Origin of the sequence: Corynebacterium sp. MSK158, from assembly GCF_030229085.1 — a bacterium.
Lineage (GTDB): Bacteria > Actinomycetota > Actinomycetes > Mycobacteriales > Mycobacteriaceae > Corynebacterium.
The window spans coordinates 1-1,312 of sequence record NZ_JASPHJ010000033.1 but is presented as its reverse complement, the minus strand read 5'-3'; the positions used below and the strand labels follow the sequence as shown (position 1 = coordinate 1,312).

The following is a 1,312-nucleotide window of genomic DNA, read 5'->3' as shown; positions in this document are numbered from 1 at the left end:
CAAAAAGGGCCTTGGCATTCAACCGTTGATGGATGCGGTGACAGGGCTGTTCCAACCGATTGGGGAACAGGGGAGCGCCGCCCTATGCGGCAGCGTTTTCAAGGTGGAGTATACAGATTGCGGCCAGCGGCGTGTCTATCTACGGCTATACAGCGGAACGCTGCGCCTGCGGGATACGGTGGCCCTGGCCGGGAGAGAAAAGCTGAAAATCACAGAGATGCGTATTCCATCCAAAGGGGAAATTGTTCGGACAGACACCGCTTATCCGGGTGAAATTGTTATCCTTCCCAGCGACAGCGTGAGGTTAAACGATGTATTAGGGGACCCAACCCGGCTCCCTCGTAAAAGGTGGCGTGAGGACCCCCTCCCCATGCTGCGGACGTCGATTGCGCCGAAAACGGCAGCGCAAAGAGAACGGCTGCTGGACGCTCTTACGCAACTTGCGGATACTGACCCGCTTTTGCGCTGCGAGGTGGATTCCATCACCCATGAGATCATTCTTTCTTTTTTGGGCCGGGTGCAGTTGGAGGTTGTTTCCGCTTTGCTGTCGGAAAAATACAAGCTTGAAACAGTGGTAAAGGAACCCACCGTCATTTATATGGAGCGGCCGCTCAAAGCAGCCAGCCACACCATCCATATCGAGGTGCCGCCCAACCCGTTTTGGGCATCCATCGGACTGTCTGTTACACCACTCCCGCTTGGCTCCGGTGTACAATACGAGAGCCGGGTTTCGCTGGGATACTTGAACCAGAGTTTTCAAAACGCTGTCAGGGATGGTATCCGTTACGGGCTGGAGCAGGGCTTGTTCGGCTGGAACGTAACGGACTGTAAGATTTGCTTTGAATACGGGCTTTATTACAGTCCGGTCAGCACGCCGGCGGACTTCCGCTCATTGGCCCCGATTGTATTGGAACAGGCATTGAAGGAATCAGGGACGCAACTGCTGGAACCTTATCTCTCCTTCACCCTCTATGCGCCCCGGGAATATCTTTCCAGGGCTTATCATGATGCACCGAAATACTGTGCCACCATCGAAACGGTCCAGGTAAAAAAGGATGAAGTTGTCTTTACTGGCGAGATTCCCGCCCGCTGTATACAGGCATACCGTACTGATCTGGCCTTTTACACCAACGGGCAGAGCGTATGCCTTACAGAACTGAAAGGGTATCAGGCCGCTGTCGGCAAGCCAGTCATCCAGCCCCGCCGTCCAAACAGCCGCCTGGACAAGGTGCGCTATATGTTTCAGAAGATAATGTAACGTCTTGCGCAATGCAAGCGTTCATTGCTGGCTATTGCGAAATATCATTGAGCG

The 1,312-nt window shown here is 54.0% G+C and carries 1 protein-coding gene; it reads left to right on the top strand.

Translation table 11 applies throughout. The annotated features are described in order from the left end of the window. A partial coding sequence (locus QP915_RS11575; protein ID WP_284769432.1) for a tetracycline resistance ribosomal protection protein occupies positions 1-1,258 on the top strand: 1,258 nt, incomplete at its 5' end. Positions 1,259-1,312 lie beyond the last annotated feature (54 nt).